Source organism: Dyella sp. 2HG41-7, from assembly GCF_021390675.1.
In the GTDB taxonomy this organism is placed as follows: domain Bacteria; phylum Pseudomonadota; class Gammaproteobacteria; order Xanthomonadales; family Rhodanobacteraceae; genus Dyella_B.
In genome coordinates this window covers 126,313-142,522 of record NZ_JAJEJV010000004.1, presented here as the reverse complement: position 1 = coordinate 142,522, position 16,210 = coordinate 126,313, and the positions used below count along the sequence as shown (strand labels likewise).

At 61.0% G+C, this 16,210-nt stretch carries 9 protein-coding genes; 5 read left to right on the top strand and 4 right to left on the bottom strand.

The features are described 5' to 3' along the window. A complete protein-coding gene (locus tag L0U79_RS01995) occupies positions 1-3,186 on the bottom strand; it encodes an efflux RND transporter permease subunit (RefSeq protein WP_233840217.1) in 3,186 nt (1,061 codons plus the stop codon). Positions 3,187-3,359: 173 nt separating this feature from the next. Next, on the bottom strand, positions 3,360-4,622 hold the full coding sequence (locus tag L0U79_RS01990) for an efflux RND transporter periplasmic adaptor subunit (RefSeq protein ID WP_233840216.1): 1,263 nt from the start codon (positions 4,620-4,622) through the stop codon (positions 3,360-3,362). Positions 4,623-4,787: 165 nt separating this feature from the next. Here L0U79_RS01990 and L0U79_RS01985 point away from each other — a divergent pair, with 165 nt between their 5' ends. Next, positions 4,788-5,765 (top strand): LysR family transcriptional regulator, encoded by a 978-nt coding sequence (locus tag L0U79_RS01985; protein WP_233840215.1) that lies wholly within the window; start codon positions 4,788-4,790, stop codon positions 5,763-5,765. 166 nt (positions 5,766-5,931) lie between these two features. Here the strand turns inward: L0U79_RS01985 and L0U79_RS01980 are convergent, their stop codons facing one another. Next, entirely contained in the window at positions 5,932-6,729 is a 798-nt protein-coding gene (locus L0U79_RS01980) for an undecaprenyl-diphosphate phosphatase (protein ID WP_233840214.1), read from the bottom strand. A 274-nt stretch (positions 6,730-7,003) separates the two neighbouring features. Between L0U79_RS01980 and glnA the strand changes: the two genes are divergently transcribed. Next, positions 7,004-8,413 (top strand): type I glutamate--ammonia ligase, encoded by a 1,410-nt coding sequence (gene glnA / locus L0U79_RS01975; RefSeq protein WP_233840213.1) that lies wholly within the window; start codon positions 7,004-7,006, stop codon positions 8,411-8,413. Between the two features lie 81 nt (positions 8,414-8,494). Here glnA and L0U79_RS01970 read toward each other — a convergent pair whose 3' ends face one another. Beyond that, complete coding sequence (locus tag L0U79_RS01970; RefSeq protein WP_233840212.1) at positions 8,495-11,521, bottom strand: ligand-binding sensor domain-containing diguanylate cyclase; 3,027 nt, start codon at positions 11,519-11,521, stop codon at positions 8,495-8,497. A 308-nt stretch (positions 11,522-11,829) separates the two neighbouring features. On the opposite strand from L0U79_RS01970, the gene L0U79_RS01965 reads away from it, so the two are divergent. The 3 genes from L0U79_RS01965 (at position 11,830) to L0U79_RS19275 (ending at position 16,166) form a co-directional block, all read left to right on the top strand. Next, entirely contained in the window at positions 11,830-13,665 is a 1,836-nt protein-coding gene (locus L0U79_RS01965) for an alpha-L-fucosidase (protein ID WP_233840211.1), read from the top strand. Positions 13,666-13,884: 219 nt separating this feature from the next. Then, the gene (locus L0U79_RS01960) at positions 13,885-15,171 is read left to right on the top strand and encodes an MFS transporter (RefSeq protein ID WP_233840210.1); all 1,287 of its coding nucleotides are present in this window, start codon (positions 13,885-13,887) and stop codon (positions 15,169-15,171) included. Further along, positions 15,168-16,166, top strand: coding sequence for a helix-turn-helix domain-containing protein (locus L0U79_RS19275; RefSeq protein WP_233840209.1), 999 nt, complete (start codon positions 15,168-15,170; stop codon positions 16,164-16,166). Before L0U79_RS01960 ends, L0U79_RS19275 begins: the two co-directional genes overlap by 4 nt. The last annotated feature ends 44 nt before the right edge of the window (positions 16,167-16,210 follow it).

Sequence of the window (16,210 nt, the reverse complement as noted above, 5' to 3'; positions counted from 1 at the left end):
TCAATGGCCCTCCAAAGCGGGCATGTTGGATGCGTGCTGCTTCTTGCGCGCTTCGCGGCGTTCGACCACGGCGCGGATCAGCACGTAGAACAGTGGCGTATAGATCAATCCGAAGATGGTGACGCCCAGCATGCCGGAGAACACCGCCACACCCATCGCGTGGCGCATCTCTGCGCCCGCGCCGTGCGACGTGACTAGCGGCACCACGCCCATGATGAAGGCGATCGACGTCATCAGAATCGGACGCAGTCGCAGACGTGCGGCTTCCAGTACGGCGTCGTAGCGCGTCATGCCTTCGTGCTGACGCTCACGTGCGAACTCCACGATCAGAATCGCGTTCTTGCACGCCAGGCCAACCAACACGATCAAGCCGATCTGCGTGAAGATGTTGTTGTCGCCACCGGACAGCCATACACCGGCAATCGCGGAGAGCAACACCATCGGCACGATCAGAATCACCGCCAGCGGCAGCGACCAGCTTTCATACAGCGACGACAGCACCAGGAACACCAGCAACACGCACAACGGGAACACCAGCACCGCGGTATTGCCGGCGAGGATTTGCTGATACGTAAGCTCCGTCCATTCGTAGCTCATGCCGTTCGGCAGATTCTCTTGCGCCAGCTTTTCCATCGCCGCCTGCGCCTGGCCCGAGCTGAAACCCGGGGCCGGACCGCCATTGATTTCTGCGGTGATGTAGCCGTTGTAATGCTGCACGCGTTCCAAGCCGGCCGTGCGCTTCACCGTGACGAACGAACCCAGCGGCACCATGTCGCCTTTCGCGTTACGCGTCTTCAGCTGAAGAATGTCTTCCGGCTCGTGACGGAAGCCCGGCTCGGCCGATACGTTGACCTGATACACGCGACCGAAACGATTGAAGTCGTTGACGTAAAGCGAACCCAGATACGCCTGCAACGTTTCGTTGGCGTCGTTGAGATCGATGCCTTCGGCCTTCGCCTTTTCGCGATTCACGTCCGCATCGATCTGCGGCACGCTGACCTGATAGCTGGAGAACAGTCCCGCCAACGCCGGCGTCTTCTGGCTCTTCGCAATCAGGTTTTGCGTTTGCTTGTACAACTCGTCGAAGCCGAGCTGGCCGCGATCTTCGATCTGGATACGGAAACCACCGATCGTGCCGAGACCTTGCACGGGCGGCGGCGGGAACGTGGCGATATACGCATCCTGGATCGTGGCGAACTTCTGATTCAGCGCAGCGGCAATCGCACCGGCGGAAAGCGACGGATCGCGACGTTCCTCGAACGGCTTCAAGGTTTCGAACACAATGCCCGCGTTCGTCGCGTTGGTGAAACCATTGATCGACAGGCCGGGGAACGCCACGGCGCTTTGTACACCCGGCTGTTTCAGCGCCATCTCCGACATGCGATGAATCACGTCTTCCGTGCGATCCAACGACGCCGCATCCGGCAACTGCGCGAACGACACCAGGTACTGCTTATCCTGCTGCGGAACGAAACCCATCGGCACGTGCGAGAAACCCAACCACGTCAGGCCCATCAAACCCGCGTACACGACCAGCGCGACCGGGCCCTTACCGATGATGCGGCGCACGCCACCCACATAGTTGTCGGCACTGCGATGGAAGAAGCGGTTGAACGGACGGAAGAACCAGCCGAGCGCCTTGTCCATCAGAATCGACAGACGATCCTTTGGCGCGTCGTGACCGCGCAGCAGCACCGCCGCAAGCGCCGGGCTCAAGCTCAGCGAATTGAACGCGGAGATCACGGTGGAAATCGCAATCGTCAGCGCAAACTGGCGATAGAACTGACCGGTGAGGCCGCTGATAAATGCCGTTGGCACGAACACCGCGCACAACACCAGCGCCGTCGCGATAATCGGACCGGTCACTTCGTTCATCGCACGTCGCGTCGCTTCGCGCGGCGTATGGCCAAGCTCGATATTGCGCTCGACGTTTTCCACCACCACGATCGCGTCGTCCACCACGATGCCGATCGCCAGCACCAGACCGAACAACGACAACGCATTGAGCGAGAAGCCGACCAGATACATCACCGCAAACGTACCGATCAACGATACGGGCACCGCCACCAGCGGAATCACCGACGCGCGCCAGGTCTGCAGGAACAGAATCACCACCAGCACGACCAGGAAGATCGCTTCGATCAGCGTATGCGCCACCGCTTCGATCGAACCGCGCACAAACACGGTCGGGTCGTACACGATGTGATACTCGATGCCCTGCGGGAAATCCTTCTTCAGGTCTTCCATCGTGGCGCGCACTTCGTCAGAAATCTGGATGGCATTCGAGCCAGGGCGTGCGAAGATCGGAATCGCCACCGCAGGCTGGTTGTCCAGCATGCTGCGCAACGCGTATTGGTTGGAGCCGAGCTCGACGCGCGCGACATCGCGCAGATGCACCACGCCGCCGGTAGGCTCGGTGCGCACGATGATGTTGCCGAATTCTTCGGCGGTGCTCAGACGACCTTGCGTGTGGATATTGAGCTGGAAGTCGGTATTGCCCGGCACCGGCGGTGCATTCAGCGCACCGGCTGCGACGGCGACGTTCTGCTCCTGGATCGAGTGCACGACGTCGCTGGTAGTCATGCTGCGCTGGGCCAGCTTGTTCGGATCCAGCCACACACGCATGCTGTATTCGCCGGCGCCGAAGATCTGCACATCGCCCACGCCGTCGAGACGGGCGAGGATGTCTTTCACGTGCAAGCGCGCGTAGTTCGACAAATAAAGCATGTCGTAGCGCTTATCCGGCGAGGTAAGGTGCACCACCATCGTCAGATCGGGCGAGCTTTTCTGCGTGGTGACGCCGAGCCGCTGCACTTCTTCGGGCAAGCGCGGCAGCGCTTGCGACACGCGGTTTTGCACTTCCACCTGCGCGTTGTTGAGATCGGTGCCGAGCGCGAACGTCACCGTCAGCGTCATCTGGCCGTCGCTGGTCGCCTGCGAGGACGAATACAACATGCCTTCGACGCCGTTGATCTGTTCTTCCAGCGGCGTGGCAACGGTTTCGCCGATCACCTCGGGACTTGCGCCCGGATAGTTGGCGCGCACCACCACCGTGGGCGGCACGACTTCCGGGTATTCGCTGATCGGCAGCTTGAACACCGCGATGCTGCCCGCGATCACGAAGATCAGCGAAAGCACGGCGGCCATGATGGGCCGATCGACGAAAAACTGTGCAATGTTTTTCATGAAAGTTCTCTCAATACTTGCCGCGAATTGCTCCCTCTCCCCTGCGGGGAGAGGGTTGGGGTGAGGGGACACACTTGCGAAGTTCTACATACGAAGCGGTTCTTTGATGTCGCTTGTTCGCAAGATCCGCCCCTCACCTCGGTCCTCTCCCAGAGGGGAGAGGAGGAAGGGCATCAACCCTGCTGATGCTTTTGCGCAACGTTGTTCGCCTGCGCCGTGCGCGTATCGTTTCCATCCGGGTTCGTCGCCGCCGCATCCACCAACGCTTTGTCCTGTGCGTCCAGGCGGTTATCCATCGTCACCTGCTGCGGATTGACTTGCGCGCCCGGCCGCACGTGTTGCAGACCGTTGATCACGATCACGTCGCCGGCGTTCAAACCGTCGTCGATCACGCGCAAGCCGTGGAACAGCGGACCGGTTTCCACCTTGCGGTATTCCACCTTGTGCTGCCCATCGACCACGTAGACGAACTGATTGCCCAGATCGGTGCCGACTGCGCGATCGTCGATCAACACGCGCGGACGCGGTTGACCGCTTTGCAGACGCACATGCGCGTACAAACCTGGCGTCAGCAGACCGTTCTCGTCGTCGAACACCGCGCGCAAACGCATCGTGCCGGAGCCGGTGCGTACCTGGTTGTCGACAAAGTCGATGCGACCGGTGTGCGGATAACCTTGTTCGTCGGCGAGCGCCATCGTTGCTTCGATGCGCGCGGTGTGGCTGTTCTTGTCCGCCTCCCGTTGCAGGCGGTCGAGTTTCAGCCACGTATGTTCGTCGACGTCGAAGTAGACGTAGATCGGATTCGTCGACACCACGCTGGTGAGCACGTCCGAACTGGACACCAAGTTGCCCGGCATGATGTGCGCGTTACTTACGCGCCCATCGATCGGCGCACGCACTTGCGTCCAATCCAGATTGAGCTTCGCGGTGGCCAACGCCGCCGTGGATGCTTCAAGTGTTGCTTTGGCGCTTTGTTCGGCGGTGCTCATGCCGTCGGCGTCTTCCTGCGAAATCGCGTGCTGCGCGAGCAGGCGCGTAGCGCGCGCGGCATTGGCTTGCGCCAAGCCCAGTTGCGCCTTGGCCTGGGCCGCGTTCGCGGTCAGGCGATCCACTTCCGCCTGGAAGGGACGCGGATCGATGCGGAACAACACATCGCCTTTGTGTACCTGAGCGCCTTCCTTGAATTGGATGGCGTCGATATACCCGCCCACGCGCGGACGCACGTCCACGTCGTCGACCGCCTGCAGCTGGCCGGTGAACTCGGCCGCATCGCTGACCGGCCTCACCATGACGGAGGCGACGGTGACGTCGGGCGGGCCCATTTGCCCGCCGGCGCCTTGAGCATGCGCGCTGCCGCCGCCATGGTTACCGAGCAAAGCCCAGCTGCCGGCTACCGCTGCAATGACCAAACTGGCCAGGATGGCTTTCTTCAACATCATTCGCTCCCAATAGAACCCTTCATGCCGCAATGCAGCACGTTCGGGAAACGAATAATGGGTATACCGTACAGTTTAGAAAATCCGTTTCTTGCGCAAGCCACTCGTGACTCTCAATCACGAATGGGCGCATAATCGTCAACACAATGTATTTTGGATCGTGCTATGGAAGACTTTTCCGCTATCTCCGCGTTCGTCCGGGTGGTCGAGGCGAAGAGTTTTGCGTCTGCCGCCGCCCAGTTGGGCATGACCCCTTCCGGCGTCAGCCGCGCCGTGTCCCGATTGGAAGAACACTTGGGCGTGCGCCTGCTGTTCCGCTCCACCCGTACTCTGCGTTTAACCGACGATGGCGCCTCGTTTTATACACGTTGCAAGGAGATCCTCGCTGATCTCGCCGAAGCGACCGAGGCGCTGGGCTATTCCCACCGTAAACCCACCGGCAAGCTGCGGGTGGGCATGTCGGCGTCTGTCGGGCGGGCGGCGATCGTGCCGCGGCTGCAGGAATTCGAGCGTCGTTACCCGGACATCCGTCTGGAACTGATGATGTGCGACTTCCCGTACGACCTGAACGAGGAAGGCGTGGACTGCGCTATCCGTATGGGCGATCTGGAGGATTCCAGCCTGATCGCCCGCAAGATTGGCTATTTCCGCAACGTGCTGCTGGCGTCGCCGGAATATCTGCAGCGCTACGGCGCGCCGACCTGCCTCGAAGAATTGAAGGACCACCGCTGCATCAACTACGTCTACCCCAACGGGCGGCCGCGCCAGTGGCAGTTCGACACGCCGAACGGCCGTATCGAAGTGGATGTGAATGCGCATTTGTTGATGAACGACGGCGAGTCGGTGATCCAGGCAGCCGTCGCGGGCTTAGGCATCATCCAGGCGCCGCACGTGCTGGCGGCCTGCGCGCTGGATCTGGGCAAACTCGAGCCGATCATGACCGACACGGTATCCATCGGTAAGAACGTGTGGATCGTGTATCCGCAGAAGAAACACTTATCGGCGCGCGTGCAGGCGTTTATCGAATGGGCGAGCGAGTTGTTCGAGCGTCCGTTCGAATCGGTGTGCCCGATTGCGCCGGTGGTGGAAGCATTTCGGCCGCCGGTGCCGAACAACAAAGAAAAGCCGTTGCGTACGCAGTGAGCGTACTTCGCTCCCTCTCCCCTCCGGGGCGAGGGCTGGGGTGAGGGGCGAAACTTGCGCGATATTTGTTGGAGCGAAAAGCGTAACTCGCACGCGCAATCACGATTCCCCGCAAGCCGTGACCCCTCACCCTAACCCTCTCCCCGAAGGGGAGAGGGAACTGTTACTAGCCACCCGCCGGAATCAGCAACAACAACGCCGCACCCAGCGCGATGCGATACACCGCAAACCACGTAAAGCGGTGCGTGCGGATATACGAAAGCAGCCATTTCACCGCGATAAACGCCACGATCAGCGACACCACGAAACCGATGATCAACGCCGTCCAGTCTTCGTTCGCGGCACCGCCGCTTTTGAGCACTTTCAAAAGTTCGTAGCCGGTGGCGGCATACATGGTCGGTATGCCGACCAGGAACGAAAACTCCGTCGCCGCCGGACGATTGCTGGTGCCGGCGAGCATCGCCGTAAAAATCGTCGCGCCCGAACGCGAGGTGCCTGGAAAAATGCCCGCCACCATTTGCGCGATGCCCACCAGAATCGCGACCCGCCAAGTGACTTCGCTGCGATCGATCTGACGCGCCGCCAACGCCTCTGCACCCAGTATCCAGAAGCCGCCGATCAACAACGCCCACGCAATCGGCGTGATCGTTTCAGGCAATTTGAATCCGTAATGTGTGACCACCAGGCCGAGCACGCAGGTGATCAAAAACGCCACGATCAATTTGGCGAGATACGCGCGGTTGGCTGGCTCCTTCCACTGCGTCAGCAATTGCCAGATGCGGCCCCAATAGATCAGCGTGATGGCGAGAATCGCCCCGGCCTGAATTCCCACGTTGAACAAATCGGACCGGGCGCCGAGCCCGAACTTCTCCGCGATCAGCAGATGTCCGGTACTGGAGATGGGTAGAAATTCGGTAATACCCTCGACGATCCCGAGCAGGATCACGTTCAAAAGGTCGTGCACGTGGGGGCTCCTTGATCGGAAAAGTGTGAAGTAGGGCGGCCTGCAAAAAAACGGTATAGCTTTAGGCTTAATTTTTCCTTGCGGCGCGTGAACAGGACATTCGGATCGATTTGCACGTAAATGGTGCAAAAAGAGCCACTGTTTGGTGCAAAAAACATTCGCAATCCTCGCCTGATTTTAGGTAAGATTTTGAACTGCAAATCTTTTTGAAGTTGGTACGGTGCTTGCCATAAAGCACGCGCGATCCCCATTCACGACATCATCGAGGTTTTACATGTCCGCCAAGCAAGTGCTCGACCTGATCACGGAACATGAGGTCGAGTTTGTCGACCTGCGTTTCGCCGACATGCTCGGCAAGCATCACCACGTCACCTTCCCCGCCCACGCCATCGACGAGTCCACCTTCGAAGACGGCAAGATGTTCGACGGTTCGTCGATCTCCGGCTGGAAGGGCATCAACGAATCGGACATGGTGCTGCTGCCCGATCCGGACACGGCTTACCTCGATCCGTTCAGCGGTCATACGCAGCTGGTTCTGCATTGCGACGTGCTCGAACCCAGCACCATGCAGGCCTACGGCCGCGATCCGCGCTCCATCGCCAAGCGCGGCGAAGCGTTCTTGAAGTCCACCGGTTTGGCCGACACCGCGTTCTTCGGTCCGGAGCCGGAATTCTTCATCTTCGATTCCGTGCGCTGGCAGAACGACATGGGCCGCGTGTTCTACGAAATCGAATCGCAGGAAGCCGCGTGGAGTTCGCGCTTCAAGTACGACGAAGGCAACAGCGGTCACCGTCCGGGCGTGAAGGGCGGCTACTTCCCCGTGAGCCCGGTCGACTCGTTGGGCGATCTGCGCGCCGACATGTGCAAAGTGCTGGAATCGCTTGGCCAGGTGGTCGAAGTGCATCACCACGAAGTGGCCAACGCCGGCCAGTGCGAAATCGGCACCAAGTTCAACACGCTGGTGAAGAAGGCCGACGAACTGATGACGATGAAATACGTCATCAAGAACGTGGCGCACCAGAACGGCAAGACCGTCACCTTCATGCCCAAGCCGATCGTCGGCGACAACGGCAGCGGCATGCACGTGCATCAGTCGTTGGCGAAGGACGGCAAGAACCTGTTCTCCGGCGATCTGTACGGCGGACTGTCGCAGACGGCGCTGTGGTACATCGGCGGCATCTTCAAGCACGCCAAGGCCATCAACGCGTTCGCCAATTCCACCACCAACAGCTACAAGCGCCTGGTGCCGGGCTTCGAAGCGCCGGTGATGCTGGCGTATTCCGCCCGCAACCGCTCGGCGAGCTGCCGCATTCCGTTCGTGTCGAACCCGAAGGGTCGCCGCATCGAAGTGCGCTTCCCCGATCCGATGCAGTCGGGCTACCTCACCTTCACCGCGCTGATGATGGCGGGCCTCGACGGCATCTTGAACAAGATCGACCCGGGCGCGCCGGCCGACAAGGATCTCTACGATCTGCCGCCGGAAGAAGAGAAGAACATCCCGCAGGTGTGCTCCAGCCTCGACGCCGCGCTGGAAGCGCTCGATAAGGACCGCGACTTCCTGAAGGCCGGTGGCGTGTTCACCGACGACTTCATCGATGCCTACATCGAACTGAAGATGCAGGAAGTGACGCGTTACCGCGCCAGTACGCATCCGTTGGAATTCCAGATGTACTACGCGATCTGATCGCGTTCGCAGGTGCGACACAAACACGGGCGCCTCGGCGCCCGTTGTTTTTTTGCGACGACGCAACACGAATTCGTTCGATCAGCCGACACCGACGCAGCGATTGCGTCCGCCATGCTTGGCTTCGTACAGCGCGCCGTCCGCGCGCGTCAGCCATTGCGAAAGCGTTTCGCCGTCGCGCCATGCCGCCACGCCGATGCTGGCGGTGATGATGATGGTCTGGCCTTCGTGCATGACCGGGCAGTTGGCCAGCGCGAAGCGAATGCGCTCGGCCACGGCCAAACCTTGCTCCAACGTGCCATCCGGCAGGCACACCAGCAATTCTTCGCCGCCGTAGCGACCGACCACGTCGCCGTCGCGACAATGCTCCAGCAGGATGCCGCAAACCACGCGAATCACCTGATCGCCGGCGAGGTGGCCGTACGAATCGTTCACATGCTTGAAGTGATCCAGATCGAGCAAGGCGATGCACGCGTTGCCGTCGCACGCGAGCCGGCGGATGCCTTCGGCCATCTCCAGCAATCGGCGGCGATTGAAGATGCCGGTCAGTTCGTCGGTGCTCGCCAACTGATCCAGACGTTGATTGGCGATAATAAGATCGCGCGTGCGCACATCGACTTGTTCTTGCAGATGCATGGCCTGGCGACGCAAGTACAGCGTGCGAAGTTGGACCACGCCTAGCAGCACGGCGAGCGCCAACACTGCCGCGAGGATCAACGCCACGATGGTTTCGTACCAGCGCGGCGCAGCGACCACGTGTAGCGTCGTTTCGGCGACGCGCGATTGCAGGCCTTGCGTGGTAGCGCGCAGATGCAACGTGTACGTACCGTGCGGCAAGTTGGTGTAGATCGCACTGGGCAGGCTGCCGCGCGGTACGTCGATCCAACTGTCGTCGAAACCTTCCATGCGGTAGCTGTAGCTAGTCTCTTGCGGCGCCTGATAATCGAGCAGCGCGAAATCGATGCGAAGACTGCGGTTGTGCGGTTTCAGTTTTATCGACTCGTTCGATTGCGGAAGTGCGCCGAACGGAAGCGCCGCGCCGTTGAGCACCGCATCCGTCACCACCAGCGGCGCATCGCCGTGGCGCATCGGCTGCCAGGTGGGGCGAACGACGGTGAGGCCGCCCAAACCGCCGAACATGATTTCGCCGGTCGGCGCGCGCGCCGCGGCGGCATAGATGTAACTGGATATCCGCAAGCCATCGCGCACGCTTAGGTTATGCACGGCATGCGTTTGGCCGTCTATCTTCGACACGCCGTTCGGCAGGCTGACCCACAGGTCGCCCTGGTTGTCCGATTGCACCGCGTTGATGTTGTCGCTGCTCAAGCCTTGCGCCATGCCCAGGGTGCGGAAGCGATACGACGCATCGTCCGGGCGCGATTCCAGCATCGCCAGTCCGCCATAGGTGCCGACCCAAAGGCGTCCTCGCGGATCGGTGGTGACCGAACTCACCAGATTGTTCGGCAAGCTGCTGGGATCGTCGGGGCTGCTGAACAGATTGCGGAAGTCGCCCGTCTGCGCAGCGTTGGCCGCGATGCTGATGCCATGTCCGGTGAGATACCAGATGGAACTGCCGATGGGTTCGATGCGTCGCACGGTATCGCTTGCGAGGCTGTCGTCATCGTTTTTGTCGTGATTGAAATGCGCCAGCGCCTGCGTTTGCGTGTCGTAGCGGTACACACCGTCGTACGTGGCGATCAACAACTGCCGTCCTTCGACAAGCAGGTGCAAGACCGGTTTTTCGTCCATCGCCGGAACGATGGCGTCCTGCACGGCAAACGTGTCGGGCGCGATGCGCGCGAGCCCTTGCGTGCCCACCCAGATCGAACCGTCAGGCATTTCCGCAAACGCCTGCACGTCGCGATGCGTCTGACTTTCGCCCAGTTGAATATGTCGGATGCTGCCGTGCTGCAGATCGATCATGTCGACGCGTCCGGCGCTCAGGCCCAGCCAGATGCGCCCTTTGCTATCGACAAAGATGCCGCGCACATTCGTGCCGCCGAGGCCGTGATCGTTCTGCGTTGCCGCCGGCAATACCGAGAACGCCGAACGCGCATAAGGTTGCGTGTGCGCAACACCCAGGTCGCTCGCCACCCATACGTTGCCGACGCGATCTTGCATCAATGCGCGAATCGAATCGCCCGGCAGCGACGATGGCAACGCGACGTCGTGTGCGAGTTGTTGCAGCGTTCCGGCATCGATCGAATAGGCCATCACGCCGCTGCCGTCGGTGGCCAGCCACATCGTGTCGGGTGCGATTTCCAGAAAATCGCGCACAGTCGAACGGCGTTCCTGATTCGGCCGATAGCCGCTGTAGCCGTTCACTTCATGCCACACACCGTTGCGGTCGCGATACGCGGCGCCCGATTGCGTGCTGCCTATCCACAGGCGCCCTTCCCGATCTTCATAAATCGCCCAGACGCCGTCTTTCAGTATCGTGTCGATGTTGCCCAACGGATGCGGTGGACGAACGAATGTTTTGCTGCCCGCCGTGCGAACGAACAGGCCATTGTTGTTGCCCAGCCAAAGATTGTTTTCGCGATCTTCGAAGACCGTGAAATTGCGCGATGCGAGTTGTGCGTTGCCGCCGATGATCGACGCGATGCGATTGGTGCGCAGGTCCAAGCGATCCAGGCCGCGCTCGGTGGCGATCCACACGCCTTCGTCGCCGTCGCGCGCCAACGCATAGATTTTGCGATCGCTCGTGCCACCGTTGCCGATGGGATACGTTTCAAAGCGATTCGTTGCCGGATTGAAGCGACTCAAACCGCCGGAGTTGGTGCCCACCAACATGCCGCCGTCCGGCACCGCGAGCAGGCTGCGCACATAGGCGTCGGGCAGATCCGGCGAGGGGCCGGCCGCATCGCCGAATTCCCGCATGCGATAGCCGTCGTAACGCACCAGGCCGCCCATCGTGCCGATCCAGATCAATCCGCGCCGATCCTGCGCGACGGCGGTGGAGACGGAGTGCGGCAGTCCTTCTGCGACGCCGATGCGATCGAACCACGGCAAATCGAACGGCGCCCATGGATCGCTCGCCCATGCCGAGCCAAATGGAAGCAGCAAAACAAGCCACAAGATCAGCCAGGCGAGACGCGCAACGCTCAAAGTTGGCGCAATGCCACGCCTTGTGCAGTGAGACCCACCCCCACTGCAACGCGATGCGAAGACGTGACGCCGATCTTCCAACAACCCCCCTGCTCTCACGTATGCGTCATCGCAATGCGCGAATGACTAGAGCAACCCCATCATAACGGCAGCCCCTGGATATCTTGCAACGAGGCTGATGTCGCGTACGCATTGGTATGTTTGACGGCGAACTGAAATATTTCAGCTGCGTCATTTGACGCGGTCACATGATCGAACATGTAAAGTCGCCGGCTCTATCGTCGGATGCTGCCTTGGACGGAATGCGGATGAGAAATACGGTGGGTAACAAACGGACCATGCTGTGGTTTCTGATGGGCATGGCCTGGTGGTCTTCCTCTGTTTTGGCCGCCCCCACGACACCGGCAAGCAGCGCTGCCATTCCCGCGCAACGCCCGCTCGATCAACCGCAGCTGCCACCGGGCCCGGGTCCCAGCGCTGCCACGATCAACGCGTGGCAAGACCGCAAATTCGGCATGTTTATCCACTTCGGCCTGTATTCCCTGGCCGGCGGCATGTGGAACGGTCAGCGCGTGAACAACGGCTACAGCGAGCAAATTCTTGCGAATGCGCCGATTCCGGCGAAGCAATACGAAGCGCTGGCGCGGCAATTCGATCCCACGAAATTCGATCCCGATGCGATCGTCGCGCTCGCCAAGGCGGCGGGTATGAAATTCATCGTGATCACCGCCAAGCATCACGACGGCTTCAATTTGTTCCACACCGCGCAAACGCCTTACAACACGGTGGACGACACGCCGTATCACCAGGACATCGTCAAGCAACTTGCCGACGCGTGCGCGCGCGGCGGTCTGAAATTCGGCGTGTACTACTCCACAATCGATTGGCATCACCCCGGTGGCAATACGTACATCGAAGGCAACAGCAATCCGATTACGCCAGGACAAGAAGCGTTCAACGTGGCGCAGCTGAAAGAGCTGATGAGTCACTACGGACCGATCACCGAAATCTGGTTCGACATGGGCAAGCCCACGCCCGCGCAAAGCGCGCATTTCGCGCAAACCGTCCATGCGTTGCAGCCGCAGACGATGATTTCCGGACGCGTGTGGAATGAGCAAGGCGATTTCGCCGTGATGGGCGACAACGCCGAGCCGGATGTCGGCATGGAATTGCCTTGGCAATCGCCGGCGTCGATGTTTCCGGAAACGTGGGGCTATCGTTCGTGGCAGGCGAGAAACGACGTGCCGGGCAAGATCCGCGAGAACATCGCGCGACTGGTGCGTGTGGTGAGTCAGGGCGGCAACTACATCCTCAACATCGGGCCCGAAGGCGACGGTTCTGTCGTGCCGTATGAGGCCGATGTGTTGCACGGCATCGGTGCATGGTTACAACGCAACGGCGAAGCCATCTATGGCACGCGCAAGCAGCCGTTCGCCGCGCTCGATTTCGGTTACGCCACGGTGGGCGCGCACGCGATTTATGTGTTTGTGTCGAAGATGCCAGCGGATCATCAATTGCATGTACCCGGTTTGGCGGATACGGCCGTCGTTCGCGCGTATCGGCTCGGTTCTCCGAACGCGAAGGTCGACATTCAGCGCAGCGGCGACGACATCGTCGTACCGCTGGATCATCTCGCCAATTGGCCGACCAAAGATGTTGATGGTGTCGACACCGACGACTTCATGCCGGTGGTGGTGCTGCCGTTTCAAGGTGCGTTGCGCGTGCGGCCTCGCATGATCGCCGCCACGCAAGATGGACGTTTTGAACTGAAATCCGCACAGGCCGAGCACTATCTCAACTACAACGGCGAAGGCTACGAAGCGCCCGCGACGCTCTACAAGTTGAGCTGGAAATTCGACGCGAGAGCGGCCGATTACACTGTCACCGTGCGCTACACCCCGTCTGCTGAAAACGCGCGCATGGATATGTGGATCGATGGTCATCGTTACCCGCTCAATCTGGCCGGCGGAAAAGCGAACAACGACGACCCAGCCATTCAAACCGTGCACGTGCATCGCGACCGGACGGCGCATCCATACGCCATGCAAATGGAGCTGACGCCGTCCTCGCCGTACCGCCAAGGAGCCGCGCTTCCGGTGACGGTGCAGTCGGTGACGCTGTCTCCGGGCGCCAAGGGCCGATAACCGCAGGATTTTGCCGGCGACATGACGTCTTGAACGGGTCATAAGGTGACCCTACGGGTCGGGGCGCGTGCTGCCTGGCGGCAAAACGTCGAACGCGAATGCCCCGGTTCCTCATTCCGGCCGTGGCATAAACATTGCTGCCCGTTTCCTTTGGGCGACATCGCGTGGGGCGAGGTCTGCCTCACGTTTCATCGTCCACGAACGGCTTGCAGGGGAGCCATGCAGCGGTCCGATGTCCAATCGAAAAAGCGCGGCATGCCGATGGCGCTCGTCGTCTTGCTTGCGCTCGGCCATTTGATGGCGTTTGTCGATCGCAATCTACCTGCCGTCGCCGCGCCATTGTTGAAGACGGACCTGGGCTTATCGGACACGCAAATGGGTTTGCTCGACGGTCCCGCATTCGCTGCGCTGTATGTCGCCGGCATGTTGGCGAGCTGGCCGTTGGCGCATTCCGCCCATCGCTTGCGTTGGTTGGCCGGATGCATCGCGACCTGGATGATCGGCATGGCTGTGTTTGCGTTCGGTCATTCGTTTGCGACGCTGGTCGCGGCGCGCGCGCTGGTGGGATTGGGACAGGCGGCATTCGTGCCGCTCGCGTTGGGCCTGATCGTGACGTATGCGGCAACGCCGTGGCGTGCGCGTTCGATGGCGGTATTCACGGCCGGCGCGTCGGCCGGGCGAAGTCTTTCGTTGTTGCTGGGCGGCGCGGCGTTGGCGCTGTTCGCAACATGGTTGCCCGGGTCGGCGTTTGCCCACTGGCGTTTGTTGTTTCTGGTGATGGCGGCTCCGAATCTCGTGTTGATCGCGATGCTGCTAATTCGCGTCGAACCTTTTACCGCGCCGCAACCGTCGCGCAAGCCGATTTTTCAGCAAATGCTTGCGTCCTTCAGCGCAAGGCCGGGCATGTTGAGCGCTTACCTTTGCGGCGCGGCGGCCAGCGTATTGGTCGTGCAAACGATCGGTGCGTGGGCGCCGTCGGTTTTGCATCGCGAACTAGGTTTGACGCCTGCCACGGCCGCGCTCGTGTTTGGTGCATCGTTGTTGGTCGCCTCGCCTTTCGGTCATTTTCTTGCGGGCATCCTGGTCGATAAGCGCGGTGAAAAGTTGCCACCCACGTCGATCGTGGCCGGCGGGTTGTTGTTGACGATACCGGTGATCGCGGTGATTCCATTTATCACGTCGCCCGCAGCGGCGTGCTTGTTGCTCGCGCTCGCTTCGTTGATCGGCGGCACGGCTGCCGTCGCGGCGCTGGCGGGTTTGCCGAGTCTGTTGGACCCCGCCCTGCACGACGCCGGTTTGCGCGTGTTTCTCTCCTTCATTACCGTCGTGGGCGTCGCGCTCGGTCCGTATATGGCCGGTGTCGTGAGCGACGGATTGGGGATAGGGGGACACGGCTTGTCCCTGGCGTTGAGCCGCGTTTGCATCGGTGCGGCGGCGATAGGTATCGTCGCGGCACTGTTGGCGCGCAGCGGTTCGCAGCGCGCAGCCATGGAGGGTGTCGGGTGAGCGAAATCTTCGCGTTCGACAGTACGGCGTACGCACCGGATGAAGCGTTCGCGCGTTACTGCGATCTGTATGCGCGTGGTGCGGACATCGAACGCACCGACGCGCCGTTCTTCGCGCGCGTGCAAAGTTGGCGTCTGGATCGTTCCATTCTGTTTGCACGCGAGTACGGCGGCATTCGCCATTGTCGCCGGGCGCGCGTGGCGACGGACGGCTTCGATCATTTCACGCTGAACCACGTGGTCGCCGGCGAATTGTTCGGCGGTCCAGTTGGCAAAGCCATGTCGATCAAGGCGGGCGAAAGCTTGCTGATCGACACCTCCGAACCGGCGGAAACCGGCGCCGACCATGTCGTCATGATCACCGTAAGCCTGGCGCGCGACAGCGTGCGCGCGGCCGTGGGTGATGTGGAAGGCTTGCACGGCTATCTCATCGGCGCCGAGGAAGGCGGATTGCTCAGCGCCATGTTGCGCGCGCTCGTCGAACAGATGCCGAATCTGCCCTACGTGGCGCATGCGGCGGTCACGCGCACGCTGATCGATCTTCTTTCGGTCGCGATCAATCCCTATGGCGCGGGCGCGCGTTCGGAATTTCATCGCCTTGAGCACGTGCGCTACGAAACCGTGCGGCGGTTGATCGAAGCGAACGTCGGCGTGCCTGAGTTTTCGATTCAGGACATCACCAACGCCACCGGCATCTCGCGGGCGGGGCTTTATCGTCTGTTCGAGTCCTGCGGCGGCGTCAATCGCTTTATCCAGTTGTGCCGGCTGCAACAGCTGCGCGACCGGTTGGACAACCGCGCGTTTGACGGCGTATCGCTCGCCGAGCTGGCGCCCTTGCTCGGGTTCTCCGACGAAAGCCACGCCAGTCGGTTGTTCAAGCAAACGTTCGGCATCACGCCGGGCGCTTATCGCGCGGCCAGTGTCCGCGGCGCGCAAGATCCTTCGGTCGACATGATGGCGTGCCGCTGGAACAGCACGCTTTCGGAGCTGCAGTAGGGCCCGCGCCGGCCTGATTTTCTTGTACGTGCGTTCCGAACGTG

Bases quoted from the DNA above. Each gene is read 5' to 3' on its own strand.
- L0U79_RS01995 (WP_233840217.1), bottom strand. From the start codon at position 3,186: ATGAAAAACATTGCACAGTTTTTCGTCGATCGGCCCATCATGGCCGCC.
- L0U79_RS01990 (WP_233840216.1), bottom strand. From the start codon at position 4,622: ATGTTGAAGAAAGCCATCCTGGCCAGTTTGGTCATTGCAGCGGTAGCC.
- L0U79_RS01985 (WP_233840215.1), top strand. From the start codon at position 4,788: ATGGAAGACTTTTCCGCTATCTCCGCGTTCGTCCGGGTGGTCGAGGCG.
- glnA (WP_233840213.1), top strand. From the start codon at position 7,004: ATGTCCGCCAAGCAAGTGCTCGACCTGATCACGGAACATGAGGTCGAG.
- L0U79_RS01965 (WP_233840211.1), top strand. From the start codon at position 11,830: ATGAGAAATACGGTGGGTAACAAACGGACCATGCTGTGGTTTCTGATG.
- L0U79_RS01960 (WP_233840210.1), top strand. From the start codon at position 13,885: ATGCAGCGGTCCGATGTCCAATCGAAAAAGCGCGGCATGCCGATGGCG.